The 25,996-nt window shown below is 68.5% G+C and carries 21 protein-coding genes; all 21 read right to left on the bottom strand.

The features are described from left to right. A partial coding sequence (locus NXI30_28450) for an Hsp70 family protein (GenBank protein ID MCR9098170.1) occupies positions 1–231 on the bottom strand: 231 nt, incomplete at its 3' end. Continuing rightward, complete coding sequence (locus NXI30_28445; protein MCR9098169.1) at positions 228–1,568, bottom strand: tetratricopeptide repeat protein; 1,341 nt, start codon at positions 1,566–1,568, stop codon at positions 228–230. The genes NXI30_28450 and NXI30_28445, both read right to left, overlap by 4 nt. 370 nt (positions 1,569–1,938) lie before the next feature. After that, positions 1,939–2,856: an ornithine carbamoyltransferase gene (argF, locus tag NXI30_28440; GenBank protein MCR9098168.1), complete on the bottom strand. Its 918-nt coding sequence runs from the start codon at positions 2,854–2,856 to the stop codon at positions 1,939–1,941. A 154-nt stretch (positions 2,857–3,010) separates the two neighbouring features. After that, on the bottom strand, positions 3,011–3,865 hold the full coding sequence (gene argB / locus NXI30_28435; GenBank protein ID MCR9098167.1) for an acetylglutamate kinase: 855 nt from the start codon (positions 3,863–3,865) through the stop codon (positions 3,011–3,013). Positions 3,866–3,947: 82 nt separating this feature from the next. Continuing rightward, positions 3,948–5,519, bottom strand: coding sequence for a response regulator (locus NXI30_28430; GenBank protein ID MCR9098166.1), 1,572 nt, complete (start codon positions 5,517–5,519; stop codon positions 3,948–3,950). A gap of 51 nt (positions 5,520–5,570) precedes the next feature. After that, a complete protein-coding gene (gene hslU, locus NXI30_28425; protein ID MCR9098165.1) occupies positions 5,571–6,944 on the bottom strand; it encodes an ATP-dependent protease ATPase subunit HslU in 1,374 nt (457 codons plus the stop codon). Further along, complete coding sequence (hslV, locus tag NXI30_28420; protein MCR9098164.1) at positions 6,941–7,486, bottom strand: ATP-dependent protease subunit HslV; 546 nt, start codon at positions 7,484–7,486, stop codon at positions 6,941–6,943. The genes hslU and hslV overlap by 4 nt, the downstream gene beginning before the upstream one ends. After that, entirely contained in the window at positions 7,483–8,487 is a 1,005-nt protein-coding gene (locus tag NXI30_28415) for a tyrosine recombinase XerC (GenBank protein MCR9098163.1), read from the bottom strand. Before NXI30_28415 ends, hslV begins: the two co-directional genes overlap by 4 nt. After that, a complete protein-coding gene (trmFO, locus tag NXI30_28410) occupies positions 8,484–9,914 on the bottom strand; it encodes a methylenetetrahydrofolate--tRNA-(uracil(54)-C(5))-methyltransferase (FADH(2)-oxidizing) TrmFO (protein MCR9098162.1) in 1,431 nt (476 codons plus the stop codon). Before trmFO ends, NXI30_28415 begins: the two co-directional genes overlap by 4 nt. 284 nt (positions 9,915–10,198) lie before the next feature. Further along, positions 10,199–11,422, bottom strand: coding sequence for a DNA-processing protein DprA (gene dprA, locus NXI30_28405; GenBank protein MCR9098161.1), 1,224 nt, complete (start codon positions 11,420–11,422; stop codon positions 10,199–10,201). A gap of 107 nt (positions 11,423–11,529) precedes the next feature. Continuing rightward, positions 11,530–13,026 carry a LysM peptidoglycan-binding domain-containing protein gene (locus tag NXI30_28400; GenBank protein MCR9098160.1) on the bottom strand — a complete coding sequence of 499 codons (1,497 nt, stop codon included), beginning with the start codon at positions 13,024–13,026 and terminating at the stop codon, positions 11,530–11,532. A gap of 304 nt (positions 13,027–13,330) precedes the next feature. Next, positions 13,331–15,874 carry a tetratricopeptide repeat protein gene (locus tag NXI30_28395; protein MCR9098159.1) on the bottom strand — a complete coding sequence of 848 codons (2,544 nt, stop codon included), beginning with the start codon at positions 15,872–15,874 and terminating at the stop codon, positions 13,331–13,333. A gap of 357 nt (positions 15,875–16,231) precedes the next feature. Next, positions 16,232–16,912 (bottom strand): Crp/Fnr family transcriptional regulator, encoded by a 681-nt coding sequence (locus tag NXI30_28390; protein MCR9098158.1) that lies wholly within the window; start codon positions 16,910–16,912, stop codon positions 16,232–16,234. 218 nt (positions 16,913–17,130) lie between these two features. After that, a complete protein-coding gene (locus tag NXI30_28385) occupies positions 17,131–18,447 on the bottom strand; it encodes a UDP-glucose/GDP-mannose dehydrogenase family protein (protein MCR9098157.1) in 1,317 nt (438 codons plus the stop codon). A gap of 50 nt (positions 18,448–18,497) precedes the next feature. Continuing rightward, a complete protein-coding gene (locus NXI30_28380; GenBank protein ID MCR9098156.1) occupies positions 18,498–19,637 on the bottom strand; it encodes an undecaprenyl/decaprenyl-phosphate alpha-N-acetylglucosaminyl 1-phosphate transferase in 1,140 nt (379 codons plus the stop codon). A gap of 35 nt (positions 19,638–19,672) precedes the next feature. Beyond that, positions 19,673–20,524, bottom strand: coding sequence for a CpsD/CapB family tyrosine-protein kinase (locus NXI30_28375; protein MCR9098155.1), 852 nt, complete (start codon positions 20,522–20,524; stop codon positions 19,673–19,675). Positions 20,525–20,553: 29 nt separating this feature from the next. Then, complete coding sequence (locus NXI30_28370) at positions 20,554–21,450, bottom strand: AAA family ATPase (GenBank protein ID MCR9098154.1); 897 nt, start codon at positions 21,448–21,450, stop codon at positions 20,554–20,556. Positions 21,451–21,465: 15 nt separating this feature from the next. Next, positions 21,466–23,103, bottom strand: coding sequence for a Wzz/FepE/Etk N-terminal domain-containing protein (locus tag NXI30_28365; protein ID MCR9098153.1), 1,638 nt, complete (start codon positions 23,101–23,103; stop codon positions 21,466–21,468). 11 nt (positions 23,104–23,114) lie between these two features. Next, positions 23,115–24,410: a hypothetical protein gene (locus NXI30_28360; protein ID MCR9098152.1), complete on the bottom strand. Its 1,296-nt coding sequence runs from the start codon at positions 24,408–24,410 to the stop codon at positions 23,115–23,117. Between the two features lie 57 nt (positions 24,411–24,467). After that, positions 24,468–25,049 carry a polysaccharide biosynthesis/export family protein gene (locus NXI30_28355; GenBank protein ID MCR9098151.1) on the bottom strand — a complete coding sequence of 194 codons (582 nt, stop codon included), beginning with the start codon at positions 25,047–25,049 and terminating at the stop codon, positions 24,468–24,470. Between the two features lie 51 nt (positions 25,050–25,100). Then, the coding region (locus NXI30_28350; protein ID MCR9098150.1) for a sigma-54 dependent transcriptional regulator at positions 25,101–25,996 on the bottom strand (896 nt) is incomplete at its 5' end.

Here is a 25,996-nt window from a genome sequence, read left to right as displayed (position 1 = left end):
GTCCTGCGAGATGCCGAACATCGAGGGGGTCGTCTTGTACCCCCGCGCGTTCGTGATCGCCTGGCGCTTCGCCAGGTGACCGACGAGGCGCTTGCCGTCCTGCGAGATGCCGAACATCGAGGGGGTCGTCTTGTACCCCCCCGAATTCGGGATCACCGTCGACTGGCCGTTCTCGACCACCGACACGCAGGAGTTCGTCGTTCCGAGATCGATTCCGATCACTCGGCTCATGAGGTTCTCCCTCCGCGCGCTGCATCGCGCGCTCCAATGCGCACGGCGGCCAGCGCCCGCCGTGCATCCAGATCGTCTTCATCGAATTTGAGCGCCGTCTCGAAGGCCTTCACCGCCTCGTCGAGATCTCCCAGCGCCTTGTGGATCTTCCCCAGCATCGTGTACGCCACGGCGGACTCGGGCTGCCGGATCAGCAGCGTTTCGAGATAGTCCCTGGCCTCGTCGTACTTCTCGAGCCGGAGGCAGATGCGACCGGCGCGCTCGTTGAGCTCCGGATCGTGGGGGCGGTAGGGCAGCACGTCTTCGATCAGGCGAAGCGCTTCGAAGAGCTCGGTGTCGCTCATGCGCTCCGAGGGCTTCGCGAGCAGGTTCGCCGCCCGGGCGCCCGCCGCCGCGATCTTCAGGGAGCCGAGCGCTTCCTTGAACTCGGCCCGGGCCGGGTCGAAGCTGATCGCGATCCGGATGCTCGCTTCGGCCTCCTGGAGGCGACCGGCCTGCTGCGAGCCCTGCGCCGCGCGGAAGATCTCGTCGGCCTGCTGACGCCGGGCCTGGATCGCCGCGTGATTGATCTTGAAGGGCATCCGCTGCTTCAGGCGCTCGAGCTTGGTGAGCGGCCGCGGCTTCGCGGGCTTCGCCTCTTCGGTGCCGGGCTGCGCGTCCGCCGAGGGTGACTCCGGAACGCTCGCCGCGTCCACGGGGGCGGCCTCCTCGACGGGCGCCGAGGGCGTATGGTTCTCGACCTGGCAGAGCTCGGGATCCGAGAGGATCTCGTGGGCCTCGAGCACCTTCTTGAAGATGCGATCGAGGCGCTCGGCGTAGCTCCCGATCTCCCTGCGGAAATAGCGATCGGGATGGAACTCCTTGGAAAGCTTGAAATAGGCCCGCTTGACCGCCTTCGGCTCCGAGCCGGGCTCGACGCCGAGCAGCTCGTGGTAGGGCCGACCGAGAGAGGCTTCGTAGGTGAGGATCCGGCGCTGGACGTCGAGGTCGATGTCCAGGCCTTCGTCGAGAGCGGACTCGTCGATCACGATCGCGGTCACCGCCTCGGCCGCATCGACCGTCGGCGCCGCGGTCTCGCTCTTCGGACCGCCCGCCCCCGCGCTCGAACCGGCCTTGCCGCCGACGACTTCGAGGGCGCCCTCGTCGAGCCATCGGCGGAGACACGCATCGACGTCTTCGGGCGGGATTCCGCCGATCTCGCGCAGCAGGCGCCAGGGCGTCGTCCCATCGATCCGCGAGAACAGGTATCCCTCCGCAGCGCTCTTGACGAGCTGCTCCGCATCACCCCCTGCGGCGGGTGCGAGGATCCAATCCTTCTGCTCCGGGACCTGTGCCAAGACCCGACTCCATTGCTCCGTGCGGGAAACGCCCGAGCGGACGCTCCCCCCCTGGACTCTTCTCGGCCGACGAGCGGCGAAGAATGAGCAACGAGCACGTTCTGGAACGACTTTCCGCATGCAGGACCAGGGATACCCCGTGGGGAATCGCGAATCACGGAGGCCCGCCCGCGGCGGAACGCGACCAGAATCAGCCGAGTCGCCCGCAACCACCACGAAACGGCCCCGCCCGGGTCACGCGCAGCCGCCACGAAGCGCCCCCCGTCCGCGTCGCGCGGAGTCCGGGACGGCAGAGCGCCCGCCCGACCACAGCCCTGAGCCCAGCGCGCGCAGCGCGCGAAAAAGAGTCCCTGGATCATCTGCTGGCGCGCTAGCGCGCCAGCAGATGCTCCAGAATCGCGTTCTGGGCGTGGAGGCGGTTCTCCGCCTGATCGAAGACGATGCTTCGGGGGCCGTCGAGGACTTCGTCGGTCACCTCTTCGCCCCGGTGCGCGGGCAGGCAGTGCATGACCCGCGCGTCCGAAGAAAAGGCGAGGAGCGCTTCGTTCACCTGGTAGTCGCGGAAGATCTCGCGGCGCTGCACCGCCTCTTCCTCCTGCCCCATGCTGGTCCACGTGTCGGTGTAGACGAAGTCGACGCCGCGAACGGCTTCGACCGGGTCCTCCCCGAGCACGATCTCCGCGCCGCTCTCCTGGGCGAGGCGCTTGGCGCGCTCGCGGATCCGGACCGACGGACGATGGCTCTCCGGCGTCGCCACGTTGAGTCGGAGCCCGAGGACGGCGGCCAGCAGGATCAAGGAGTTCACGACGTTGTTGCCGTCCCCCACGTACGCGATCGCTGCCTCCTGCGGCTTCACGTACTGGGCGATCGTCACCAGATCGGCCATCGCCTGGCAAGGATGGAGGAGATCCGTCAGTCCGTTGATCACGGGAATCGAAGCGTCCGCCGCCAGCTGCTCGACGAGCTCGTGACTGAAGGTGCGCGCCATGAGGCAGTCGACCCAGCGAGAGAGCGCGCGGGCCACGTCGGCCGGAGATTCGCGCGTCCCGATCCCGATCTGCTCGGGCTTGAGCAGCACCCCATGGCCGCCGAGATGGGCGATGCCCGCCTCGAACGTCACGTGCGTTCGGAGCGACGGCTTCTCGAAATACATCGCGAGGGTTCGTCCTTCGAGCGTTCGAGGGCGCTTGCCCTCCCGATGGGCCGCCCGCAGAACCGCAGCCCGGTCCGCCATCGACCAGAGATCGTCGGCGCTCCAGTCGGCCACACTGAGGAAGTCTTTCGGCATCGTTGGTCTCTTCGATCTCGGCTTCTGCGCCCGCTTCACGGACTCGGCTTCGAGGTGATCTTCCATCCACGTCCAGGACGCGATGCGTTCGCCTGCGGCGGCGTTCGCGCCCCCTTCAGGCGTCGCCCCCCATCCCGCGGAGGGCGCATGGGCGTCAGGAGCGCAGCAGGGTCCCGACGCCGGCGTCGTCGCTGAAGATCTCCAGCAGCACCGCGTGCTGGATCCTTCCGTCGACGACGTGCGTACGCGAAACGCCCCCGCGCAGCGCCTGCATGCAGCACTCCATCTTGGGGATCATCCCGCCCTTGATCGTGCCGTCGTCGATCAGCGTCTGACACTTCTCGGTCGTGAGCTCGCTGATCAGCTCGCCCCGCGCGTCGAGGACGCCCTCGACGTCGGTCAGCAGGATCAGCTTCTCGGCACCGAGCGCCTCGGCGATCGCGCCGGCCGCCTCGTCCGCGTTCACGTTGTACGAGAGGCCGTCCCCGTCGACGCCGATCGGCGCGACGACCGGGACCATGCCCGCGTCCATCGCGGCCATGATGATGTAGGGGTCGACGTGCTTCACGTCGCCGACCCGGCCGAGGTCCTGGCCGTTGATGAGCTTCTTCTCGACGCGCAGGAGACCGCCGTCGCTGCCCGTGAAGCCGACGCCGGAGCCGCCGGCCTGCTGGACGAGCTGGACGATCTCCCGATTGATCTTGCCCCCGAGCACCATCTCGACGACGGACATCGTGTCGTCGTCGGTCACGCGCCGGCCCTCGATGAAGGTCGACTGCTTGCCCATGGCTTCGAGGGTCTGCCCGATCTGCGGACCGCCGCCGTGGACGATCACGGGGCGCACACCGATGTGCTTCATCAACACGACGTCCGCGGCGAACGACGCCTGCAGCGCTTCATCGGTCATCGCGTGGCCGCCGTACTTGATCACGATGGTCTTGCCCATCAGGCGCTGCATGTAGGGCAGCGCCTCCATCAGGACCTTCGCTTTGTCGACGAGCTGCTTCATGATCCCGTTCGGGCGGGCGCGGGGGGGGGGGCGGGTACAGGAGGACGAGAAGAGGAAAGGGGCGAGGCCGAGTCGCAACCGCTCAGGGGCGCGCGTTCTTCCGAGCCTCGGCCACCTCCTCGATGCTTCGAAGCAGCGAACGGTACAGAAGGACGTTGCGGACGGCCGCTGAAAAGGCGGCGCCCAGGACTTCCGCCGTACGCGGCGAGGCCGGCGACCCCGCGTCGAGGAAGACCCGGAGCGTACCGACGACCTTCTCCCGCAGCCGGATCGGCGCGCAGAGGAAGGGCCGGACCAGGCCGTCCTCGGGCGTATCGACGGCGGCGTCGAAGCGCGGATCCTGATCGGGCTCCGGTGCGGCCACCAGCTGGCCGGTCTGGACGACGGCGCCACAGAGCCCCCGATCGGCGGCGAGCGAGGCGCGATCCGCGGCCACGCCGCCGTCGACCTGCGCCTCGAGCACGAGGGACGTTCCCTCGGGATCCGTCAGGTGGAGGCTCACCGGCGCCGCGCGTAGCCGGGTCGCGACGGCGTTCAGGGCGGAACCGAGGACACGCTCGGGCTCGACCTCCGCCGCGACCGCCTCGCAGATCGCCTGGGCGATCTCGGCATCCCCGTCGACGGTGTCGAGCAGATCGAGGGTCCCCAGCCCGTTGGGGGCCTCCAGCCCATTGAATGCCACGCCTTCGACGTCGCTGACCTGGGCGCTGGCCAGGAGCCGCTCGACCTCCGGATCGGCCGCGAGGAACTCGGAGATCTGCATGCCGAGCAGGCGGAGCACGTTCGTCTCCTCGAGAGAGAGCCCGTCCGCATCCTCGCCGTCGGTCAGGCACAGCACGCCGACCGGCACCCCGAGGCAGACGAGCGGAACGCAGGCGAAGCCGGGCGTCTCGTAGCTGCCCGCGCCGCGACCGGAGAAGCGGGCGTCTTCATCGACGTCGGGCACGCAGAGGACCGCCCCGTCGGCAAAGCAGGTCCCGGACGCGCCCTCCCCGACCTTCCGCGCCGACATCGTCGTCGGCTCGACGTCGACGCCGCGACTGGCGACGACCGAGAGCCACTCGCGGTCGGGATCGGCGAGCATCAGCGAAGCGCGACTCGCCTGGAGCACGACGCTCGCCGAGTCCACGATCCCCTGCCTCAGGACGTCCACGCGTTCGCCGGGAGCCGCCAGCCGCACGACCTGCGAGAGGCGCTCCATCCCCTCGACCAGGCGGTCGATCCGTTGGCGGAGTCGCCGGCGGGCGGCGTTCGCTTCGTAGCCGTCGAGCGCGCGCCCGACCGCCAGTACGAGCTCTTCGTCGTGGAGCGGCTTCGCGAGATAGTCCGCCGCGCCGAGACGCAGGGCCTCGAGCACGATCTCCTGGTCCGTCGACGCCGAGAGCATGATCACCGACAGCTCCGGTCGCATCTCCCGGATGCACGCGAGCACCTGGATCCCGTCCATGTCTGGAAGCCGCACGTCGAGCACGACGACCCCGATCGACGGGTCCGCCGCCAACTCGAGGGCCGTCTCGCCGTCCTCGGCCCGCACCGTCTCGAAGCCCCCCTCGGTCAGGATCTCGTCGATCGCTTCGAGAAAGAAGATCTCGTCGTCGACGACCAGGACCCGAGTGTGCGTTCCGCGCGCCTCGTCGTCCGGTGTGTCCGCCATAACTCCCCCCAAGTCGTCCCGGCGCGCGGACCGTGACCCGCCACGCGCGCCTCACAGAATGAACTGCGAAAGATCCTGATCGTCCAGTAGCTCGCCCAATCGTTCTTCCACCATCGCCCGATCGACGGTCACGGTCCGGGCCCCGAGGTCCGGCGCCTCGAAGGAGAGCGCCTCGAGCAGGCGTTCCATGACCGTGTGCAGCCGTCGGGCGCCGATGTCGGCGGTGCGTTCGTTGACCGTCGCCGCGACGTCCGCGATCGCCGCGATTCCGTCCTGCTCGAACGAGAGCTCGATCTGCTCCGTCGCGAGGAGCGCCGAATACTGCCGCACGAGCGAATTGTCCGGCTCGGTCAGGATCCGCACGAGCTCGTCCCGCCCGAGACTCTGGAGCTCGACGCGGATCGGGAATCGCCCCTGCAGCTCCGGAATCAGGTCCGACGGCTTGGCCAGGTGGAAGGCCCCCGCCGCGACGAAGAGGATGTGGTCGGTCACGACGGGTCCGTGCTTGGTCTGCACCGTCGAGCCCTCGACGATCGGGAGCAGATCGCGCTGGACGCCTTCGCGCGAGACGTCCGGGCCCTGTCGACCGCCGCTGCCGACCGCGACCTTGTCGATCTCGTCGATGAACACGATCCCGGAGTCCTCGACCCGGCGCACCGCGAGCTCTCTCACCCGGTCGGCGTCGACGAGCTCCCGCGCCTCCTCGTCCACCAGCGCCTCCCGCGCGTCGGCGATCTTCAGTCGCCGACGCTGGGTCTGCTTCGGCATCATCCCCGCGAGCAGGTCCTTGAACTGGACGCCCATCTCTTCGACGCACTGGGGCGTCATGATCGAGAGCGAAGGCCCCCCGGCGTCCTCGGACAGCTCGAGCTCGACCTCCCGTTCCTCGAGCTCGCCGAGGCGCAGCAGCTTCCTGAGCTTCTCTCGCGTCTCGTTGGCGCCGGGCTCCGGCGTGTCCCCCACGACGTGGAAGCCGGCGGCCCCGTTCGCGGCGGGCGAGGCCGGCGGGAGCAGCGCGTCGAGCAGGCGCTCTTCGGCCCGTTCCTCGGCCTTGGCGCGGACGGCCTCCTGCTCCTCCGCCTGGACGAGCTGGATCGCGAGTTCGGTCAGGTCACGGATGATCGACTCGACGTCCCGACCGACGTAGCCGACCTCGGTGAACTTCGAGGCCTCCACCTTGATGAAGGGGGCCTGCGCGAGCTTCGCCAGGCGGCGGGCGATCTCGGTCTTCCCGACCCCCGTCGCGCCGATCATGATGATGTTCTTCGGCGCGATCTCGTCGCGCAGCGCTTCGGGTACCTGCCGCCTTCGCCAGCGATTGCGAAGCGCGACCGCGACGGCGCGCTTGGCCTCGCGCTGGCCGATCACGTAGCGATCGAGCTCCGAGACGATCTCGCGCGGGGTGAACGTGTCGCCTTCGCTCACGGGAGGCTCTCCAGAGAGATGTTCGCGTTCGTGTAGATGCAGATCTCGGCCGCGACCTCGAGGGCGGCGCGCGCGATCTCGTCCGCCTCGAGCTCCGTATGGCGCATGAGCGAACGTGCGGCGGCGAGCGCGTAGGACCCGCCGGACCCGATCGCCGCGACCCCGTCGTCCGGCTCGATCACGTCGCCGTTGCCCGAGACCATGAGCAGCGTCTCGGCATCCCCGAGCAGGATCATCGCCTCGAGCTTCCGCAGCACCCGATCGGTCCGCCAGTCGCGCGCCAGCTCGACCGCGGCGCGGCGCACGTTGCCCGGATGGGTCTCGAACTTGCCCTCGAGGCGCTCCAGCAGGGTCAGCGCATCGGCCACGCCGCCGGCGAACCCGACGAGCGCGCGCCCCTTGGCGACCTTGCGAACCTTGTCCGCGCTCTGCTTCATCACCGTCTCGCCGAGCGTCACCTGACCGTCGGCCGCCAGTGCGATCCGACCGTTGCGCAGGACGGCGACCACCGTCGTCGAGCGTGCCTTCTCCGTCGCGTTCATGTCTTCGTCTTCGTCCTTCGCTCGGCGGAATCGCTCGCGTCCCCGCCCCGCGGCCCTGCGCTCCGCGACCGGGGGTGCGCCCGATCATAGACGTCACGCAGGTGCTCGACCGAGACCGCGGTGTATTTCTGGGTCGTCGAGAGACTCGCGTGGCCGAGCAGCTCCTGGATCTCGCGCAGGTCGGCGCCCATGTCGAGGAGGTGCGTCGCATAGCTGTGACGCAGGCGGTGGGGGTGGACGTGCTCGCCGAGGTCCGCGCGCAGTCCCCGTTCGCGCAGGATCCTGCGGGCCTCGCGCGCGGCGAGCCTTCGCGGCTTCTCTTCCCGCCTTGCCCGGAGCGAGATGAAGAGGGGCTCGCTCATCAGCCCGGGATGCCTTCGTACGTCGAGCCACGACGAGAGCGCGAGGCGGGCCTGCTCGGGAATCGGCACGACCCGCTCCTTGCCGCCCTTGCCCATCACGCGGATCTCCTGGGCGCGCAGCTCGAGGTCGCGCACGTCGAGCGCGACGAGCTCGCCGATCCGGATGCCGGTTCCGTAGAGCAGCTCGACCAGCGCCCGGTCCCGCAGCTTCATCCACTGGTGCCGCCGGGAGCGATCCCCCCCCTCGGGCGCAGACTGATTCAGGGCGCGCTCGTCCTTCGTGATCAGCTGCTCGCAGTCGTCGATCGAGAGCGGGCGCGGGAGCCGCTTCTCGAGCTTCGGCATCGGCAGCCCGGCGGTCGGGTCGTCGCTGCGCACGCCCTCGCGCACCAGCCAGCGAAAGAAGCAGCGAACCGAGGCGAGCTTCCGCCCCATCGTCGCCGGACTCCGGCGCCGGTGCAGGCTCGCGAGCCAGGCGCGCACGTGATCGGCATCGACCTTCGCCGGCGGGACGTCGGAGCCCGTATGGACGGTGAGCTGACGGACGTCCGACTCGTAGGCGCGCCGCGTGTTCGGCGAGAGCCCGCGCTCGATCCCGAGATGGCGACCGAAGCCGTCGACGGCCTGGCTCCAGTTCATGCGGCCCTCCCGTCACGCGCCGTCACGGTCGCGGCGAACTCGCCGAGACGATCCAGCGCGCGCTCGGCGAGCTTCTGGTTCTTCTCGCGCTTGGGCAGCTTCTTGCGCCGTCCACCCTCGGGCCGCGGCGGCCGCAGGACGTCGCGATCGAGGGCCGGGAAGAGCCCGTAGTTCACATTCATCGGCTGGAAATGTTTGGCGTCGGCGTTCTGCAGATGACGCAGCAGCGCGCCGTGCGCCGTCTCCGGCGGTGGTGCGACGTGCGGCAGCCCGAGCTGCTGGCGAGCGACGTCGACGCCGACGAGATAGCCGAGTGCCGCGGACTCCACGTAGCCCTCGACGCCGGCCATCTGTCCCGCGAGATGGACGCCCGGCGACGCCTTCAGCTGGAGCCGGTCGTCGAGCTGGACCGGCGCGTTCACGTACGTGTTCCTGTGGATCGATCCGAAGCGGGCGAAGACCGCCTCGCCGAGCCCCGGCAGCATCCGGAAGATCCGCTTCTGCTCGCCGACGCGAAGCTTCGTCTGACAGCCGACGAGATTCCAGAGCGTGCCAGCCCGATCCTCCTGCCGGAGCTGGACGACGGCATGGGGGCGCTTGCCTGTTCGCGGATCCTCGAGCCCGACCGGCTTCATCGGTCCGTACGCAAGGGTGTCCCGTCCCCGGCGCGCCATCTCCTCGATCGGGAGGCAGCCCTCGAAGTACATGGCCGCCTCGAAGGCGTGGAGCGGAACCGTCTCGGCCTCGAGCAGCGCCTCGACGAGCGCCTCGTACTCGTCCCGGGAGAGCGGGACGTTCAGGTAGTCGCCTTCCTCCTCGTCGCCGGTGTCGTAGCGCGAGGCCCGGAACACGATCGACTCGTCGATCGAATCCTTGTAGATCGTCGGGCTGATCGCGTCGTAGAAGTAGAGGTACTCCTCGCCGAGCACGCGACCGAGGTCCTCGGCGAGCTCTCCATCCGTCAGCGGCCCGGTCGCCAGGATGACCGGCCGCTCTTCAGGGATCGCGACCACGCGCTCGCGCACGACCTCGATCCCCGGATGACCCTCGATCGCCTCGGTGATGGTCCGGGAGAAATTCACGCGATCGACCGCGAGTGCCTTGCCCGCCGGGACCGCCGTCGCATCCGCCGCCCGCAGGACGAGGGAGCCGAGCCGGCGCATCTCCTCCTTGAGGAGCCCCACGGCGTTTCCGAGCGTGTTGGCACGAAGGGAGTTGCTGCAGACCAGCTCCGCGAAATCTTCGGAGGCATGCGCCGGTGAGAGTCGCTCGGGCTTCATGTCGAAGAGGCGCACCGGCACGCTTCGCTCGGCCAGCTGCCAGGCGGCCTCGCTGCCTGCGAGTCCCGCCCCGATCACGCTCACCGGCGTCGGGGAGGCTCCGTCGTCCACGCTCGCTCGCGTCTCGTCGCTGGAAGCGACCAACATTCCACTCCCGCGTCCGTCACGCGAACGCCCGAACCGCTCCTCTCGAGAGCGGTCGGTCGCCGCGTCGCGAACGCTTCGGAGACCTCGACGAGCCCGATCCGGGGCATCGCCGACTCGAGGACGCCGTCGCGGGATGGACGTCGCCCGGCCCAAGTTTTCGGTGGGGGGATGTCCCGGCCTCGACCGGGATCGAGCGCGCAGGCGAAACCCACGACACCCGTGCCGGGAGATTAGCGAAGCGCTCTCCCGCCGGCGGCCGAGCGCCCTCGAAACTCCGAATCGCCTCACCCGATCCGGTAGAGACGCCCGTCCCGCTCCTCCCGAACCCACCCGGAGAGCTCGAGATCGAGCAGGCATTCCGCGAGCCGCGCCGGATCGACGGTCAGAGCCGCAGCGAGCCCCTCCCTCGCGAGCGGCCCTTCCGCGAGCGCGCGCATCACGCGCTGGGCCAGCGGATCGAGCCGCGAGACGGCGCTGCCCTCCCCGCCCGCGTCCGCCGCCGTCACCGCAGCCGCGAGGCCGAGATCCTCGAAGACGTCCTCCGGCTCGGTGATCGCGACGGCGCCCTCGCGCAGGAGCCGGTTGCTGCCCTCGGCAAAGGGCCCCTCCGTCGGTCCGGGAAGGACGAAGACGTCGCGGCCCTGGTCGAGGGCATGGCGCACGGTGATCAACGACCCGCTCCGACGCCGGGCCTCGGCCACGATCACGCCGCGGCAGAGCCCGCTGATGATCCGGTTGCGCAGCGGAAAGAGCTCCCGCCGCGGCGAAGTCCCGAGCGGGACCTCGGACACCACGGCTCCAGACTCGGCGAGCTCGTCGGCGAGGACCCGGTGCTCCGGGGGATAGGTCCGGTCGAGCCCGCAGGCGAGGATGCCGATCGACCGGCCACCCGCTTCGAGGGCCCCCCGGTGGGCCTCGGCATCGATTCCGCGTGCCAGCCCCGACACGATCGTGATCCCACGCGCGGCGAGGGCACGCGCGAACCGGCGCGCCTGACCCCGCGCGCTTCGCGTCGCTGCCCGCGCCCCGACGATCGCGACCGCCGGGGTCGATAGGACGCGCGGGTCCCCGCGCACGAGCAACACCGGCGGCGCGTCCGCGATCGCCGCCAGCCGGGCCGGGTAGTCGGGGTGGCCGAACGGCAGCACGCGCCCCGCGATCCGGTCGAGGGTTCGCGCGTCGCGCGCGGGTGCGACCGCGGGGGCACGGGTCAGGCCCGGCGGAAGCGGCGGGGGCTGTCGGAGGATCGATGCGGGCCCCTCCCCCGCCTCGAGCCGATCGCGAATCCGCTCGGGAACGAAGGCCAGCCGGCGTTGGAGCGCGAGCCATCCGAGGGCGTCGCCGGGCGCGAGCCCGGCCAGGCGCGCCCCGCCCGGCGCCGGGAGCGGAGTCGAATTCGAAGAAGCGTCCGAAGCGGAGATGACGGACCTCGACGGGACCGGTTCGGGGCGAACGCCCGAAAGAATGCCGCGCCCGCGGAAGGGCGCCCGAGCGGCGCCGGGGTTCACGCCGGTGGGTCCGCGGGGTCACGGCGAGGCCCCGAAACGAAACGAGCCCGCGTCCGAGGACGCGGGCTCGTCATGTCCACGTCGCGCCGAAGCGCGACCCGACCGACTCAGCGCTGGGCGAGCGTCCGGTCCACGACGGGGCGGACCGTATCGCCGACCGCGATCTCGCGATCCGCGCTCAGCACGAAGGCGACCGCGCTCTCCGCGTCCACCGTCACGACCACGAGGGTCGCGACCGGCGTGTCCGGGGTCCGGACGTCCACGCGGCGCTCGCGATCGTTGAGGATCGCGCCGGACGAGTAGACCTCGAGCTCGGTGCCGATCTCGAGACCGTGGAACTCACCGCGGTTCAGGTAGACGTATTCGCCGTCGGCGGCCAGCGTGCGGTCGGACGGGAGGAAGACCACCTGTCCGTCCACGGCATCCGGCGTCGAGCGCAGCGCGACGCGGCGCGGGAGCTTCTCCCGGACCATCACCCGCGTGCCGCGGCGGATCTCGGCGTACGACTGGCGGATCTCGGCGATCGACGTGTCGCCGGTCAGCTCCTTGACCTCGAGCCAGCCGAGGTTCTCGACGTGGCTGCCGAGGATCCGGTTCGTCTCGACGTCACGGACGTCGTCGATGACGGTGAAGATCATGAACTGATCGCCGACCTCGGTGTCGCCTTCGCCGAGACCGATGAAGACCTCGTCGCCTTCCGCCAGGAAGGTCCGAACCGACGGGCTCTCGACGATCGACGACGCGCCCGACAGCGCCTCCGCCGACACGAAGCCGTAGGAGTCGCGACGGGCGATCGTGATCATGCGACCGCTCGGCATCGCCGGGGCGGTCTCCTCGGGGACCTCGACCGGGAAGGCATCGAGGGTCGACGCTTCGTCCACGGCGGGATCCGTCGCGGCGACCGGAGCGAACTCGTCGCCGGGCTCGGGCACGAAGTCCGCATCTTCGACGATCGGCGGCGCCTCGTCGGCGTCCGCGACCGGCGTCTCCAGGAACGACTGGGCCTCGGCGTCGGTCACGACACGCATCTCGTTCGCGGTGATCCAGATCTTGTCACCGGGCAGGATGAGGTGCGGGTTCGCGATGTCGTCGTTGTCGATCCAGACGGACGGCCAGACCCACGGCGTTCCCAGGTAGGCGGCGGAGAGATCCCAGAGCGTGTCGCCCTTGGCGACCGTGTGCAGTCGTCCCTGGCGTCCCTGGTCGTCGTACCCGATCGGGCCGAGCACGACGCCCTCGACCGTGGTCTCGGTCGCTTCCGTGCCGGGATCGAGGACGACGCCCGGGGCGGCCTCCTCGCTCGGTGCGACGTCGGTGACGGCCGCTTCGACGAGACCTTCAGTGCCGGCGACCGGCATCGTGGCGTCGACCGCCTCGGTGATCGCGGGTGCTGCCGGCTCGGCGGCGGGATCGAACGAAGGATCATCGAACTGATCCCAGGCGAGCTCGTCACCCTCGGACGACGCGGCGCCCGGTTCGGTGGCAGTCTCCGCGACCGCGTCTTCCGCAGGCGTGACCGGCACGTCGACGGCGGCCTCCGCCAGGGCTTCGCCCGCGAAGATCAGCGCCGTCAGCGAGACGGAAAAGAGAAGGCTCTTCCTCATGTGTTCCTCCATGGAGCGGGCCGTCGATCGCCTGAGCGATCGGGACCGGAGGACGCGGGTCCGTCCACGGACACACGTTCCCCTCCGGCCTGTGTATCGGCCCGCCCCGAGGAACTCTTGAACGGGCGAGCGGATCTGCCGATGGGCCCTGCACATGGAGACCGGTGGTGTGAATCACCCCCGCCGCGAGCGCCGGAATTCCGTGCGCTCCGACACGGGAACGGCCGACCGAAGGGTCATCCGCCACCCTGGGCCCGCCGAAGCGGTTCCGTCCGTGGCGGAACCGCTCGGAACACGAGCGGCCCTAGGAGGAGGCGCTCTCGAGCCGCGCGATCCTGGACCGGGCCTCCTCGACCCACCCCGGCTCGTTCGCCGTCAGGCCCCGCTCGCTCGCCGCCTCTTCGAGCCGGGCGAAGAAGTCGACCGTCGCCTGGCTCGCCTCGATGGCCTTGTCCTTGTCCTCGGCGGCCTCGTAGGCCTGGGCCAGATGGTTGTGGACGAGACCCTGGATTTCGTAGGCGTTCTCCGGGAACCGCTCGGTCGCCTCCTCCAGGTAGCCGATCGCCGCCGAGGGCAGGCCGCGCTTGAGCAGGACCCAACCGAGGGTATCCGCGGCGTTCCCGTCGTCGGGCATCGCCTCCTTCGCCTGCTGCGCGAGCTCGAGTGCGCGATCGAGGTCGCCGCCGTGCTCCGCCAGCAGATAGGCCAGGTTGTTCTTGGCCATGGCGAACTCGGGATTCAGGGCGATCGTCTTCTCATACGTCGCGAGGGCATCGCTCGTGCGGCGCAGACGGTCGTAGGCCTGGGCGAGTCGATACTGCAGCTCCGCGGACTCGGGCACCGCACCGCTCGCGCGCTCGAGGACCGAGAGGACGGCCTCGGCGTCACCGCGACGCGCCTCGACGTCGGCCAGCGAGATGTGGGCCGAGACGTTCCGCGGCTCGAGCTCGACCGCCTTCTCGAGCGCAGCGCGCCCGCCCTCCACGTCGCGCTTCGCGAGCAGCGCATCGCCCTTCAGCTCGTGGAGCTCGCTGTCTTCGGGCTTCGCCGCGATCGCCGCCGCGATTCGTTCGAGGGCACGGTCCATCCGACCTTCGTTGCGGTCGATCGCGACCAGAGTCCGGAGCACCTGCGGATTGCCGGGCGCGAGCTCGTCGGCGCGGGTGAGCTTGCGCGTGCCTTCCTCGAGGCGCCCGTAGGCGAGGTCGATCCGTCCGAGAGCGAAGAACGCCGCCGCGTCCCACTCCTCTTCCGGCACCGAGGCGATCTCGTCGTAGGCTTCGTCGGCGCGACCCACCCGGATCAGACTCTGACCGACGGCGATGCGTATCGGCATGTCGTCGGGGCGATCCCGGAGATAGGTCCGGCCGTTCTCGATCACGAACTCGTGCTCGCCGAGCGTCGAGTAGACGCTCGTCAGGAGCTTTCGGGCATCGAGCAGACCGGGCTGGGCCTCGAGGGCCGCCTCGAGCTCGACCCGGGCGCGCGAGATCTCACCGCTCGCCGCGAGGGTGGAGCCGAGCACGAAGCGCGCCTGGGCCCAATCGGGTCGGGCCTGCAGGGTCGTCTCCAGGCTCGACTTCGCCGCCTCGATGTCGTTCTCCGCGAGCTCGATCTTCGCCTTCACGAAGTTGGCTTCGGGACCGTCGGGCCGCTCCTCGAGGACGACGTCGACGATGGACCGGCCCTCCTGGATCATCGCCTCGTCGCCGTCGCGGAAGCCGACGTCGATCAGCAGCTCGGCGACCCTCAACCGGGCGGCGTCGCTCGTCGGGTCGATCTCGGCGGCGGCACGAGCGGCCTCGAGGGCGCCGTCGGCATCGCCCTGGGTCCCGAGGTAGGCCGACAGGAAGAGCTGGGCGTCGGCGTTCCCGGGTGCGACCTCGGTCGCTCGACGGATCATGCGATCCTCGTCCTCGGTCCGGCCTTCCGCGCGATAGAACTGCGCCATCTGATAGATCAGCTGGGTCTTGCCTTCGCTCTTCGTGACGCCTTCTTCGAGGGTCGCGATCGCGCCGTCGAAATCGTCCCGGCTGCGCTGGACCAGTGCCTTCAGGGTGTAGGCGCCGACGACGGCCTCTTCGCGCAGCACGTTGTAGACGAGGGTCGTGCTGCCCTGGTCTTCGGCGTTCGGATCGGCCTCGCGCGCCTCGGTCGGCGCTTCTTCGGCGATGCGGATCAGGTCCGCGATCAGCACGTCCGCCTCCGCGGCGCGATCCTCGTCGCGAAGCACGAGGCGCGTGAGCGTCGACGCCGCGAGGTAGCTCGGCTCGGTCTCGAGGAGCGCGCGGTAGACGGCTTCCGCCTCTTCGACCTTCTTGTTGCGCTCGAGGAAGCCACCGAGGAGAAAGCGGAACGCGGCCGCATCGGGGCTGGCGTCGACCGCCGCACGATAGTCGGCCTCGGCACCCTCGAGGTCCTCTCGGTTCTCACGCGCCTGACCGCGCAGCGTGTAGCCGCGCGCGTTGTCGGGCTCGAGTGCGAGCACCGCCTCGGCCTGCTCGTTCGACAGGTCGTAGTCGCCGATCGCGGCGGAGATCGTGCCGTAGCGAAGCCGTGCATCGACGTTGTTCGGATCGACGCGGACGGTCTCCGACATCTCCCAGTACGCTTCGCGCGGCTTGTCGACCCGGAGATAAGCGAGCGAGAGCGCTTCGTGGGCGTCCGCGTTCTCGGGATCGAGCTGCAGGACGTTCTTGAACTCGATGATCGCCTCTTCGTCCGCGCCCGAGGCGACGTAGTTCTCGCCGCGTTCGAGGAACTCCGCGATCCGCTGCTCGTCGTCGGCACAGCCGGCGGCGAAGCTCGCGATCAGGGCGGTGAGCGCCAGGCGCCCGAGGCCCGACATGCGCCCGCGGCCAGACGAGCTCGCTGATCGGCGATGAGAATGCACGCGCTCGAGAGATCGAAGTCCGACAAGAAGGCCCGAAGACATGACGCGGTTTCCTTGAGTCCCGTCCCGGGTCGGGTACGCCGGCGGATTGCCGGACCCGAGGGGAAATCGAGAAGCCAGAGAGTGCGTCATCGCCCGAGACCGTGCAAAGACGAGCGGTCGCGACGACGGGACGCGCGGTGTCCTATCGGCAGCCGGAGACACCTGCTTGCGTCCCGTGCGCTCCGGGGCGGACTTCTTCTGTTGGGAGCCGGGGCGGGGCGGGGGCGGAGAAGCCTCGCCCGAGGACGGACGGCGACGGCGCTCCGCGGATCAATCCCCTTCGGCGGGGATCACGTAGCGCTTGCCTTCCTGTTCGAGCCAGCCCGAGGTCTTCAGCTGCTTGATGGCGCGGGTCACGGTCTCGCGGGACGTCCCGACCATGTCGGCGATCTGCTGGTGGGTGAGCGCCGGCGTCATGCGCAGGCCGCCCGTCGTCTCGTCGACCCGGGCGATCCGCTCGAAGAGGTTGCGGGTGCGCTCTTCGACCCCCTGGAAGGACAGCGACCGCGCCTGCTCGTTCGTCTCCCGGAGACGATTCGCGAGCTCCTCGATGACGGACAGCGAGAGATCCGGGCTCTGGCGCAGGAGGTCGATGAAATCACGGCGCGAGAGGGCGAGAAGCACCGAGTCCTCGAGGGTCTTCACGCTGGCGGAGCGCGTCTCGTCCCCGAGCAGCGCCATGTCCCCGAAGAAGGAGCCCGCCTCGAGGAAGTTCATGATCTTCTCGCGGCCGTCCTCGGAGGCCTTCGTGACCTTCGCCCTCCCCTGGCGGATCACGTACATGTAGTCGCCCGGAAGGCCTTCCTCGACGACGGTCGCGTTCTTCGGGAAGCGGCGCTCGATCAGGTGCGTCGCCAGCTCCTCGAGGTCGGCCTCGGAGACCCGACCGAAGAGCGGAATCGCCCGCAGCGAATCGATGACGTCCTTGCGGACCGTGCCAGTCGTATGCATCTCGAACCTCGTCGTGGGGGTGATCCGATCCGAGCGCCCACCGGCGCCCGCGGATCGGCGGCGAAGCGCTCACCGCACCCGGGATCGTACGTCCCAACCCCGCCTTTGCTTAGTGACCATCGTCACAAAATCGGGGACCATGTGACGAAACGACCCCGTCGGCGGGATCTCCGACACTCCCCGCAGGGTGCAACCTGCGGCGATCGGCTCTCGGAGGATCAGACGCCGACGCCGGTGTACGCGAAGCCGAGGCCACGCATCGTGTCGCCGTCGTAGATGTTGCGCATGTCGACCAGGACCGGGCGCGCCATGTGCTCCTTCATCCGCTCGAGGTCGAGCATCCGGAACTGGTTCCACTCGGTCACGATCACCGCGACGTCGGCGCCTTCGAGGGCCTCGTAGGCGTCGCCGCAGCAGACCAGCTCCGGGAGCAGCTCTCCCGCCTCTTCGAGCGCCGCCGGATCGTAGGCTCGGACAGTGGCGCCGCGCGCCTGCAGCTCGCGGATGATGTCGATCGCCGGCGCCTCTCGCAGGTCGTCGGTCTCCGGCTTGAAGGAGAGTCCGAGGACCGCGACGACGCGTCCCGCGACCTCGCCGTCGAGCGCCGCCACGACCTTGTCGATCATGCGCAGGCGCTGGCGATCGTTCGCGCGGATCGACGCTTCGATGATCCCCAGTTCGTGGCCGAGCTCCCGGGCGAAGTGGACGGCCGCGCGCGTGTCCTTCGGGAAGCACGAGCCGCCGAAGCCCGGTCCTGCATGCAGGAACTTCTTCCCGATCCGGCCGTCGAGGCCCATGATGCGTGCGACCGCCTGGACGTCGCCGCCGAACGCATCGCACAACACGCTCATCTCGTTGATGAACGAGATCTTCGTAGCGAGGAACGCATTCGCCGCGTACTTCGACAGCTCGGCGGTCTCGATCGTGGTCTCCACGAAGGGCGTCTCGTTCAGATAGAGCGGGCGATAGAGATCCTTCATGATCGCGAGGGCCTGCTCGTCGTCGCCGTCCGTCCCGATGACGACGCGGTCCGGTCGCATGAAGTCGCCGATCGCCGCGCCCTCGCGCAGGAACTCGGGATTCGAGGCCAGGCTGTAGCGGATCGACTCGCCTCGCTTCGCGAGCTCGTCGTCGATGCACTCCCGCACGAACTTCGAGGTCCCGACCGGGACCGTGCTCTTCGTGACGACCACCTTGTAGCCGTCCATCTCGCGACCGATGCGACGCGCGACGCTCTCGACGATCGAGAGATTGGTGCTGCCGTCTTCGTTGGGCGGCGTGCCCACGGCGATGAAGAGGACGAGGGACTGTGCGATCGCGGTCTCCACGTCGGTCGTGAACGCGAGGCGACCGTCGGCCACGTTGCGCGTGACGAGCTCCTGGAGGCCTGGCTCGTAGATCGGGATCTCTCCCGCCTGGAGCGAGGCGATCTTCGCCTCGTCGACGTCCACGCAGGTGACGTTCAGGCCGAACTCGGAGAAGCACGTGCCGGTCACCAGTCCGACGTAGCCGGTTCCGATCACTGCGATGTTCATGATGATCTAACTCCCGATCCCGATCGTGCGCACGGATCCCCTCCCAGGACCTATGCGGGCTTCGAATCTCCAGGGACACTCGACGAATCGGAGGACGACTCGGCTCCGCCTTCGTGTCCCCCTTCGTTCGCCGGCGGCGCATCTCCCAGGATCTCGAGCGAGAACGCATCCAGGTTGCGAAGCAGCCGAATCGTGACCGCCACGACCGCTGCCAGATAGAGGAAGGCGATCCAGCCGTCGATCTGCGAGAACGAGACGGCGATCATGCAGAAGCAGGCCGTCAGGAAGTAGAGCATCAGCACCGCGCTCTTGTGGGAGCCCTCGCGATGGAGGAGGCGGTGGTGCATGTGCAACCGATCTGGCGAGAAGACGCCTCGACCGCTCCGCAGCCGGCGCACGATCGAGAGGACCGTGTCCAGAATCGGGATCGCCAGCGCGAGCAGCGGAACGAGGAACGCGAGGAGCGCCGTCTTGCGGTAGCCCTCGAGGGCGAGCACGGCGAGGCCGAACCCGATCACCAGGGAGCCGGTATCCCCGAGGAAGATCCGCGCGGGCGGGAAGTTGTAGGGCAGATAGCCCAGCAGCGCGCCGAAGAGCGCGAGGCCGACCACGACGCCGAGCCACTGCTCCGCCTGCCAGCAGATGATGGTGAGCGTGCCGGCGATGATCCCGCCTACGCCCGCCGAGAGCCCGTCGAGCCCGTCGATCAGGTTGAGCGCGTTCGTGACGCCGACGATCCAGACGAGCGAGATCGGCCAGGCGATGTAGAGCGGAACGGCGTGGGTCTCTCCCGAGATCGGGCTCGTGAAGTAGTCGATCCGGAAGCCCGCCTCGATCGCGATCCCGGCCGCCAGGATCTGGACGAGGAGCTTCACGTAGGGCCGGACGTCGAATCGATCGTCGTAGAGACCGACCGCGATCAGCGCGAGCGCTCCCCCGCCGAACCCGACGACTCCCCTCGCGAGATCCGTCACGCTGCAGATCGCGAGCGCCGTCGTCATCCCTGCCGCGCATCCGAAGGCGACGGCGAGCCCGCCGAGCAGCGGCATCGCCGCCCGCTTGCTCACCTTCCGCTCGTTCGGACGGTCGACCGCTCCGATCGCGGCCGCGAAACGGATCACGAACGGCGTCGACGCGTACGCGATCACAGACGAGATCACGACGATCGCGATGGCGTGGAAAGGGTTCAATGGGAGGGATTCCGACCGGGTTCGAATGCCGCGGGCTAGTAGTATCCGTACTGTTCGCGCGTCGCCTCGGAGCCGTTCAGCACCATCCCGACGACCTTGCGGCGATCCAGGATGTCGAGTGCCGCACGAACGTCTTCCTTGGGGGTGACGCCCGCGCGCACGACCATGACGAGACCGTCACACAGCTCCGAGACGCTCTTCGCGTCCGGCAGGCCCAGGCACGCGGGGGTGTCGAGGATGACGCGGTCGTAGCGCCCCGCGACCTCTTCCGTGAGCTTGCGCATCTCCGGCGAAGCGAGGAGCTCCGACGGATTCGAGGGGACCGAGCGGACCGGAAGGACGTCGAGGTTCACGCCGTCGAGCTTCAGGATCGACTCTTCGATCGTCGCCTGATTGAGCAGCACCTCGGCGAGCCCGACCTGGGGCTGGAGGCCGAGGGTCCAATGCACCTTCGGGCGACGCAGATCACAGTCGATGAGCAGCACGCTTCGACCGACGCTCATCGCCGTCACCGTCGCGAGGTTCACCGAGCAGGTCGACTTGCCCTCGCCCGAGTTCGCACTCGTGACCGCGAGCGTCTTCAGCGGGCGCTGGGACGCGAGCGAATCGATCCGTCCGCGGAGGCTCCGGTACTGCTCTGCGACGTAGGAGTCGGGCTGGAGCAGCGCGATGCGACGCTTGTTCGCTTCTCCCGGCTCTTCCGTCACGGCTCCACCGCGCCCCTTGAAGAGACGCGACAGGATTCCCGGCGGCTTCGCCGTGGGCGGTGCCACCGGCGGTGCGGCGCTCTCGAAGGGGACTGCGGCGGGCGCGGGGGAATCGACGCCGGTCACCTTTCGGCGGCGCTCCTCCTCGGCACGCTGCAGTGCTTCGTAGTGCTTGGGCATTTCTCTACTCCTGGCGAACCCGGTCGCGACTAACGTCGAAACCGGAGCAGACGTCGTCGACGCCGCTTCGGGGGCGTTTCCTTCCCCCGAGAAGAATCTGGGTTCTCGACGGCGTCCTTGCCGACGAGTCCGAGGTCGTGGGCGACCTCGCGAATGGCTTCGGGACCGAGCGTGCTCTCCTGGCGCGCGTAGCCGAGCAGCATGGCCCCGTCACAGATGTTGTTGATCATGCGCGGCGTGCCGCCGGTGATCTCGAAGAGCTCCTTGATCGCCTTCTTCTTGAAGATCCCGCGCCCGGTGTAGCCGGCCTTGGCGAGTCGTTCCTGGATGTACTCGGCGACCTCGGCGGCGTCGAAGGGTCTGAGATGATGTCGGAGGGCGATTCGCTGGCGCAACTGCCGGAGCTCCGGCTGGTCGACGAGGTCCTGCAGCTCCGGCTGTCCGACGAGCATGATCTGGATCAGTTTCGAGGTCGGCGTCTCCAGATTGGAAAGAAGTCGGATCTCTTCGAGCATCTCGGTCGAGAGATTCTGGGCCTCGTCCACGATCAGCAAAACGCGCTCGTTCGCCGCGAGCTTGTCGATCAGATACTGATTGAGCGTCAGAAGGTATTCGGCCTTCGATTCGCAGGGCGGGCCGATGTCGAGCTCCTCGAAGAGGACCCGGAAGAAGCCCATCGGGTCGAGGCGCGGGTTGAAGATGAAGGCCGAGTTGGTGTTCGAGTCGAGCTGGCCGAGCAACGCGTGCAGAAGCGTGGTCTTCCCCGTCCCGACCTCTCCGGTCAGCATGACGAAGCCCTTCCCCGAGTTGACCGCGTAGACGAGCGTCGCCAATCCCTCGCGATGTGCCTCCCCCAGGTACAGGAACGAGGGGTCCGGCGTCATCTCGAAGGGCGAGCGAACGAGCCCGTAGTACTCGGTGTACATCGTCTTCCCTACCCGCTACCCGAGGCCGATCCCGCCGAAGGGCGCACGCGCCTCCTCGATCGTGGCTTCGACCGGGGCGTCCTCGCCCTGACTCTTGCCGGCCATGTTCACGAAGTAGTAGGTCACGCCGCCGCCGATCAGGACGAAGAGCACGACCGCGATCGCGGCGAGGGTCTCGCGCAGGATGCGCCGGGATCGCGCCGCGCGATCCGACTCGAGCATGATCCGCGGCACGGAGACCAGCACCGGAATGCCGAGACTCTGCTGGAGCTCGCTCGTCGTGTGCACCGACGAGTCCGAGACCTCGGCGACGAGGCCCGCGCCCGCGGCGATGCCCAGACCGAGGATGGCCCCGAGCACCAGGATCAGGATCCGGTTCGGCGAGGACGGCTCGGGCGCCGGCTCGGCGGATTCGAGGATCAGGAACTTCTCGCCGAGCTGACGTCGTTCGAGGTCGGCTTGCACGCTCGCCTGCTGGAGGCGGTTGCTGAAGTCCTGGTAGCTTCGATAGAGCCCCTCGTACTGGCGGTTCAGCCCGTCGAGCCGCTCCGCGACGACGGGCGTCTCGGCGAGTCGCGCCTCGAGATCGGCGATCTGCTCGCGCAGGCGCTCGATGTCCTCCTCCGCCGCGACTGCGCGCAGCTCCGCGCGGCCCTGTTCGGCGCGCGCGTTCTGCTCCCCCATCGACTGCGGCGCCGATTCGCCGGCCGAGGCAGCGGAGGCCGCCAGCTGATCGGTGAGGAGGGCGATCTCCGCCTCGACCCGGACGACGTCGGGATGGCGCGCGGTATAGCCCCGGGCGAGCATCGTGCCGCGCTCGATCTCGAGGAGTCGCTTGCGGTTGGCCGGGCTGGTCGGGTCCCCGCCGCCCATCATCGAGGCGGCGGTCAGGACCTGGTTCTTCCAGTAGGCCGCGTCGCTCTGCGCCGAGGACAGAATCCGCTGCGCGTCGCGGAGGTCTCCCATCGCGAACTGGAGCATTCGCTGATTCGATTCGAAGTCCTCAGGCAGGCGACCCGCCGCCTCGGCCTTCACCTTCGAGATCTTGCCCTCGACCTCGGCGAGCTCGCTCGTCAACGACTCGATCTCGTCCTCCATGAACTCGAGGCTCTTCTTCGTGACGTCGGTGCGCGCCTCGATGTTCGCGTTGATGAAGTCGTTCGCGATCTGCTGCGCGACGGCGGCGGCGACCCGGGCGTCCTCGTGCTGGAAGATGATCCGGAAGGTGTTGAACTGGACGTCCCGGCGACGCTGCCCCTCTTCGAGCTCCGAGAGAACCGGCACGACGCTGATGTACGAACGCATCAGGTCCACGACCTCGATGCGCTGGAGGTCCTTGCTCTCCTCCTCGTAGAGGTTCATGTCGTCGATGATCTTCGAGAGCCGGATGCGGCTCAGGATCTCGGCGGTCATGAGGCCGAGGCGCTCGTTCAGATCGCTCTCACGAACACCGGAGTTGACGAGGTCCTCGTCGACGCTCTGGGGCTCGACGAGGATCATCGCCGATGACGTGTAGAGATTCGGCAGCGCCATCGTGATCCAGAACGTCAGCAGGATGAATGCTCCTGAGACGATCGCGACGAACTTCCCGCGTCGCCGCAGGAAGCCGAAGAGGTCGATGACCTGGTTGCCGTTGCCTTGTTCGAGATTCATGGTTCGTCGTCCTAGAAGACGTAGGGATCGAAGATGTACCGAAGGCCGATCGTGCCCTGGATGGTCTCGTTGGTGGTCCGCGAGGACCGCGATGCGAGGAAGACGGTCGGCGACAGGAATACGCCCGGCTGGAAGTCGTCGAGACGGGACCAGCCGTACCGGAAAGTGCCGATGACGGAGAAGTTCCGCGTCACGCGGCGCTGCGCGTTGACCGAGGCCGTCAGCCAGTCCGTCCGAATGTCACGGCCGAGAAAGGCGTCCGAGGAGATCGTCGCACGGTGCGTCCAGCCCAGACGACCCCGGAGGACCCAACGACGGGTCGGGCGGTAGACCGCGGTCCCGGTCAGGGAATCGAGGATCGACGTCGCGGCGGTCGCGCCGCCACCGCCGCCCTCGGACCGGGTATAGGAGAGTTCCAGCTCGCCCTTCTTCAGCTGTTGGGTCACGGTGATCGCGGCAAAGATCGAGTCGTCGGTGTTGAAGGAGACGTTGCCGAGCGAGTCCTCGTCCCGCGTGTCGAAGAACGAGGGACCCACCGCGACCGAGATCGAAAGGTGGGGCGACAGCGCCTGCTCCATCGTGAACGAGATGTCGAAGGTGTCGGTCTCGGAGCGCGATTCGCGGATGTCCGTCTCGGGCGTCCCTGAGTTGCTCGGATCCGGATCGAAGGACGCCTTGGTCGCGCGAGTGCGGAAGGTGGCGTTCGCGCCCACGCGCGTATGCTGCGTGATCGCGTACGAGCCACCGCCCGACACGGAGTGGAGCCTGGAATCACCCTGCTGCTGCTCGCTGATGTCGAAGTCGTCGAATGTGTAGGAGCCCTGGATCGAGGTGCTCGGCGTGAACGCCCGATTGAAGTAGACCGTCCCTCGGCTCCGCTGGACGTACTCGTTGTCGGTCTGCTCGAGCGGCGGATCGGGCAGAACACCGAGGTCCGGGAAACCTTCGCGCAGGCGACGCTGTCGACTGAAGCGCCCGTTTCCTCCGATCGAGGAGACCGGGCTGACCCGCCAGACGAAGTCCCCCGCAGCGATGTGATCGAACCCGCTGATGTCGTCGTCGTCCCCGCCGTCTTCCACCGCGAAGAACCGCTCGTAGGTGGGCTGGTAGCGAAAGTCGTACTCGAGCTCGTCCTGCTCGTCCCGGAGCGTGAGGCGAGGCGAGATCTCCCACGTACCGGCCGCCTTCGGATCCAGGTTCTCGTCGGCGGGATCGTCGGCCCGACGGAAGACGTTCGAGTCCCCTCCGAGACGAGTCTCGAGGAAGAGCTCCAGCTCCCGTGCTTCTGTCGAGCTTGCGGTCAACATCAGACCCAACCCCAGAATCGATGCGCAGACTTGCGCGCGAGACATTCCGCGCCCCTGCTAATCCGGTACGACGACCGTGTCACCCGGCATCAGCAGCAGATTCGAATCGGGGGCCTTCCCCGCCGTATACGCGCCATAGTTGAAGCCGTATTCCACCGCCCTGCCGTTCACCTTGCGGATGACCTTGATCCGGTCCTTCTGCGCCCAGGCGCTGAAGCCGCCCATCGTGGCGATCGCCTCGATGACCCGCATCTCGCGCGTCAGCGGGATCTGCCCCGAGCGGGCGACGCCGCCCACGACCGTGACCGTGTGGCTGTTCGTCTCCTGGACGATGACGGTCACGTCGGGCGCGGTCACGTACTCGGCGAGGGCCTCCGTCAGGACCTCCTTGAGCTCGTGGGGCGTCAGGCCCTCCGCCTGGACGTCGTCGACGAGCGGGACGGAGATCTTGCCGTCGCGACGAACGGGGACGAGCACGGAGAGCTCGTCGTTTCGCCAGACGACGATTCGCAGGACATCGGGAATCCCGATCACGTACTCATCTCGAGTCCCCGCCTCCGGCTCCGGCGGCGGCGCCTGGCCGACGCCGGTACAGCCCACCATCAGCGCGGCGATCGCCACGAGCGCGAATCGAGTCATTTCGTCAACGCGAATCATCATCGTTCTCCGAGTAGGCCGGACACGGTCCGCCTAACGTCCCTCACTCAGGCCGTTTTCCTTCATCTTGTACAGCAAGGCCTTGTAGCTGATCTGCAATCGTTCGGCGGCTTCCTTGCGGTTCCACCGGGTCTGCCCGAGCACGCGCTCGATCACCTTCTTTTCCGCGATCTGGGAAGCGCGCTTCGAGATCGCCTTGAGATCGAGCTCACCCCCGTTCGCGAAATCCACGCCGAGCGCCACGAGGTCGAGATCGTCGACGACCCCAGCGGCCTCGTCCGCACCCTGTGCGGGGGCGGGCGTCACCGGCTCGCGCTGCGCGATCTCCTGGAGCACGGTCGACTCGTTCCCGAGGACCACCATCCGCTTGATCATGTTCTCGAGCTCGCGGACGTTGCCGGGCCAGTGATAGTCCATCAGGACCTGCATGGTCTCGTCGGAGAGCTTCTCGACGCTCTTCTTGTACTGCTCGTTGTACATCCGCAGGAAGTGCTCCACGAGGAGCGGGACGGCGTCGATCCGCTCCCTGAGCGGCGGGATGTGGATCGTGACGACGTTCAGGCGATAGTAGAGATCCTCGCGGAACTCCCCCTTTCGGACCGCCTCCTCGAGGTTCCGGTTCGTCGCCGCGATGATGCGCGCGTCGACCCGGACGTCGCTCTCGCCGCCGAGCCGCGAGAATTCGCCGTCCTGGAGCACCTGCAGGAGCTTCGCCTGGAGCGGGGGCGCCATCTCGCTGATCTCGTCGAGAAAGATCGTGCCCTGGTTCGCGTACTCGAACTTTCCGAGCTTGCGCTTCTGCGCACCGGTGAAGGCACCCTTTTCGAAACCGAAGAGCTCGCTCTCGAGCAGCTCCGAGGGAAGGGCCGCGCAGTTGACCTTCACGAAGGGGCGGCTGCGGCGGTTGCCGAGCTGGAAGAGCGCCCGGG

Source organism: bacterium, assembly GCA_024742285.1.
Taxonomy (GTDB): domain Bacteria; phylum Myxococcota_A; class UBA9160; order UBA9160; family UBA4427; genus UBA4427.
This window is presented reverse-complemented; position numbering and strand designations above follow the sequence as displayed.

Excerpts from the sequence above, each read along its gene's own strand:
- argF (MCR9098168.1), bottom strand. The coding sequence starts at position 2,856 with ATGCCGAAAGACTTCCTCAGTGTGGCCGACTGGAGCGCCGACGATCTC.
- NXI30_28400 (MCR9098160.1), bottom strand. The coding sequence starts at position 13,026 with ATGAGGAAGAGCCTTCTCTTTTCCGTCTCGCTGACGGCGCTGATCTTC.
- NXI30_28370 (MCR9098154.1), bottom strand. The coding sequence starts at position 21,450 with ATGTACACCGAGTACTACGGGCTCGTTCGCTCGCCCTTCGAGATGACG.
- NXI30_28375 (MCR9098155.1), bottom strand. The coding sequence starts at position 20,524 with ATGCCCAAGCACTACGAAGCACTGCAGCGTGCCGAGGAGGAGCGCCGC.
- NXI30_28355 (MCR9098151.1), bottom strand. The coding sequence starts at position 25,049 with ATGACTCGATTCGCGCTCGTGGCGATCGCCGCGCTGATGGTGGGCTGT.
- hslV (MCR9098164.1), bottom strand. The coding sequence starts at position 7,486 with ATGAACGCGACGGAGAAGGCACGCTCGACGACGGTGGTCGCCGTCCTG.
- argB (MCR9098167.1), bottom strand. The coding sequence starts at position 3,865 with ATGAAGCAGCTCGTCGACAAAGCGAAGGTCCTGATGGAGGCGCTGCCC.
- NXI30_28395 (MCR9098159.1), bottom strand. The coding sequence starts at position 15,874 with ATGTCGGGCCTCGGGCGCCTGGCGCTCACCGCCCTGATCGCGAGCTTC.
- NXI30_28385 (MCR9098157.1), bottom strand. The coding sequence starts at position 18,447 with ATGAACATCGCAGTGATCGGAACCGGCTACGTCGGACTGGTGACCGGC.
- NXI30_28360 (MCR9098152.1), bottom strand. The coding sequence starts at position 24,410 with ATGTTGACCGCAAGCTCGACAGAAGCACGGGAGCTGGAGCTCTTCCTC.
- NXI30_28390 (MCR9098158.1), bottom strand. The coding sequence starts at position 16,912 with ATGCATACGACTGGCACGGTCCGCAAGGACGTCATCGATTCGCTGCGG.
- NXI30_28415 (MCR9098163.1), bottom strand. The coding sequence starts at position 8,487 with ATGAACTGGAGCCAGGCCGTCGACGGCTTCGGTCGCCATCTCGGGATC.
- NXI30_28365 (MCR9098153.1), bottom strand. The coding sequence starts at position 23,103 with ATGAATCTCGAACAAGGCAACGGCAACCAGGTCATCGACCTCTTCGGC.
- NXI30_28430 (MCR9098166.1), bottom strand. The coding sequence starts at position 5,519 with ATGGCGGACACACCGGACGACGAGGCGCGCGGAACGCACACTCGGGTC.
- trmFO (MCR9098162.1), bottom strand. The coding sequence starts at position 9,914 with ATGTTGGTCGCTTCCAGCGACGAGACGCGAGCGAGCGTGGACGACGGA.